This is a genomic window from Rhizobium sp. P1_E1, assembly GCF_056406015.1.
Window position 1 is genome coordinate 1 of sequence record NZ_JBFUAY010000400.1, and the last position, 2,485, is coordinate 2,485.

The 2,485-nt window shown below is 55.4% G+C and carries 3 protein-coding genes; all 3 read left to right on the forward strand.

Features of this window, described 5'->3' with window-relative positions:
• Positions 1-402, forward strand: a 402-nt coding sequence (locus tag AC1D1Z_RS36290; RefSeq protein WP_477853639.1) for a nitrogenase component 1, incomplete at its 5' end; no start/stop codon positions are given.
• A gap of 77 nt (positions 403-479) precedes the next feature.
• Complete coding sequence (nifK, locus tag AC1D1Z_RS36295) at positions 480-2,012, forward strand: nitrogenase molybdenum-iron protein subunit beta (protein WP_032491850.1); 1,533 nt, start codon at positions 480-482, stop codon at positions 2,010-2,012.
• Positions 2,013-2,066: 54 nt separating this feature from the next.
• A partial coding sequence (locus tag AC1D1Z_RS36300; RefSeq protein ID WP_477853641.1) for a nitrogenase component 1 occupies positions 2,067-2,485 on the forward strand: 419 nt, incomplete at its 3' end.

The window sequence follows — 2,485 nt, forward strand, 5'->3', positions numbered from 1 at the left end:
GCCTACGAGGATCTTGGAATGGAGATCGTTGGTACGGGCTACGAATTTGGCCACGGCGACGATTACGAGCGCACGGGCCATTATGTCAAAAAAGGTACGCTTATCTACGATGATGTGACCGGCTACGAGCTCGAGAGCTTCATCGAGGCCATTCGCCCGGACCTCGTAGGCTCGGGCATCAAKGAAAAATACCCGGTTCAAAAAATGGGCATACCGTTCCGTCAGATGCATTCTTGGGATTATTCTGGTCCGTATCACGGCTATGACGGCTTCGCCATTTTCGCCCGAGACATGGATCTTGCCATCAACAATCCGGTCTGGGGCCTCTACGACCCGCCATGGAAAGAAACGCACTGCTCCGATGCAGGCGGTGTCTGCAGTTGTGGCCGGGATGATGAATAATTTTTGCTGAGCGACAACATTTTAGACATCTCCCAAAGTCCACGCAGCCGCACTCGCGGCGAAAAAGGATGAAAACTATGCCGCAATCGGCCGAGAAAGTTCTCGATCATGTTCCTCTGTTCTGCGAGCCGGAATACGAGAAAATGTTCGCCCGCAAGAAGTTGAAGTTCGAATGTCCGCATCCGGATAAGGTCGTCGACGCGCAATACGAATTCACCTCGACATGGGAATATCGAGAAAAGAATCTGGCTCGCGAAGCCCTGGTCGTAAACCCCGCGAAGGCTTGCCAGCCGCTCGGCGCGGTTTTCGCAGCGGCTGGCTTCGAGCGGACGATGTCGTTTGTTCACGGCAGTCAGGGCTGTGTGGCGTACTACCGCTCGCACCTGTCACGCCATTTCAAGGAACCGTCGTCCGCAGTTTCGTCTTCGATGACAGAGGACGCGGCTGTGTTTGGCGGCTTGAAAAATATGATCGACGGGCTCGCCAATACCTATCAGCTCTACGACCCCAAGATGATTGCGGTCTCGACGACTTGCATGGCCGAGGTCATTGGGGATGATCTTCACGGCTTCATTGAAAACGCCAAAAATGAAGGCTCCGTTCCAGCCGATTTCGACGTGCCCTTCGCCCACACCCCAGCCTTCGTCGGCAGCCATGTCGATGGTTACGACAGCATGGTCAAAGGCATTCTGGAAAATTTCTGGAAAAGCACCGAACGCGTGCCGACGCCAGCACTCATCAACATTATTCCAGGCTTCGACGGTTTCTGCGTTGGCAACAATCGAGAAATCAAGCGCCTGCTCGACACGATGGGAGTGACCTACATTTTCATTCAAGACGCCTCGGACCAGTTCGACACACCTTCCGACGGCGAGTACCGCATGTATGATGGAGGGACAAAGATCGAGGACGTGAAGGCAGCCAAACATGCGGAGGCGACAATATCGCTGCAACACTACAATACGCGCAAGACGTTGGACTATTGTCGCGAGCTTGGTCAGACGACTGCTTCGTTCCACTACCCGCTGGGCATTGGGGGCACGGACGAATTCCTGATGAAGATATCCGAGCTTTCCAAGAGGGATATTCCCGAAGCTATCGATCGTGATCGGGGTCGGTTGGTCGATGCCATGGCCGATAGTCAATCCTGGTTGCATGGCAAGAAATACGGAATCTACGGCGATCCTGACTTCGTCTACTCAATGGCGCGCTTTGTCATGGAAACCGGTGGCCAGCCCACACATTGCCTTGCCACCAACGGCACCGCAGCCTGGGAAGCGGAGATGAAGGAATTGCTCGCGTCCTCTCCCTTCGGCGGAGGTGCGCAGGTGTGGGCTGGCAAAGACCTCTGGGCAATGCGCTCGCTTCTTTTGACGGAACCAGTGGATCTGCTGATCGGCAATTCCTATGGCAAGTATCTCGAGCGTGACACTGACACGCCACTGGTTCGGCTTACCTTTCCGATTTTCGACCGCCATCATCATCATCGCTTTCCTCTCATGGGCTACCAAGGCGGATTGCGTCTTCTAACGGTTATTCTCGACAAGATCTTCGACAGGCTTGATGAGGACACCATGTGTCAGGGCGTTTCGTACGACCTCACACGCTAAAATCCTTGGCCGGCGTCGGCCGGCCATCCCGCCACTGCATTGGAAGGTTGCGCGATGTCATCGATCGAGATGCAAATGCGAGATGCCTCCGGCGAGGTATTCCGCAGTAAGGAAACCAAGGGGGCATGTCACGAGGCGTCGCAGGGATCAGCAGCCGGCGGTGGCTGTGCCTTCGACGGAGCTAAGGTCGTGCTGCAGCCAATCACTGATGTCGCGCATCTCGTCCACGCGCCGCTCGCGTGCGAAGGCAATTCCTGGGACAACCGAGGCGCCGCATCGTCAGGTCCAGTTCTTTGGCGCACAAGTTTTACCACTGATCTTACCGAACTCGAGATAGTGACGGGAGATAGTGAGCGAAAGCTTCTCAAGGCAATCGGCGAGATCAAAGAGGGGTATGCRCCGGCGGCAATCTTCGTCTACGGAACATGTGTCACCGAGCTGATCGGTGACGACATCGCTGCGGTCTGCAGACA

Coding starts and splice junctions, on each gene's coding strand:
- nifK (WP_032491850.1), top strand. CDS start 480: ATGCCGCAATCGGCCGAGAAAGTTCTCGATCATGTTCCTCTGTTCTGC.